The organism is Paraburkholderia sp. RL17-347-BIC-D, assembly GCF_046027915.1.
Taxonomy (GTDB): domain Bacteria; phylum Pseudomonadota; class Gammaproteobacteria; order Burkholderiales; family Burkholderiaceae; genus Paraburkholderia.
Genome location: NZ_JARESS010000298.1, coordinates 1 through 271, shown reverse-complemented (window position 1 = coordinate 271; position 271 = coordinate 1). Strand labels below are relative to the sequence as shown.

Sequence of the window (271 nt, the reverse complement as noted above, 5' to 3'; positions counted from 1 at the left end):
GATGCTGCCCGCGGTAAAGATCGGCACGGTCAGCGAGCCTGCGTACGACCAGATCCGTGCCGGCCCGGTGAACAGTTTCGAGAACTGGCCGCTCGCCGTTCCGAACAGGCCCGTCAGTGAAATGGACGGAAAGTAAAGCGCGCGCGCGGCGCCGATCAATGCGTTTGCGGCGATAAGGTTCTGCTCGGCCTGACGCAGATCGGGACGACGCTGAAGCAGATCGGAAGGCAGGCCTGCCGGCACCGGCGGCACCTCGAGCTCCGTGAGTTCG

The 271-nt window shown here is 64.9% G+C and carries 1 protein-coding gene; it reads right to left on the bottom strand.

From position 1 onward, the window contains the following. Positions 1 to 271, bottom strand: a 271-nt coding sequence (locus P0D96_RS48660; protein WP_408321529.1) for a TolC family protein, incomplete at both ends; no start/stop codon positions are given.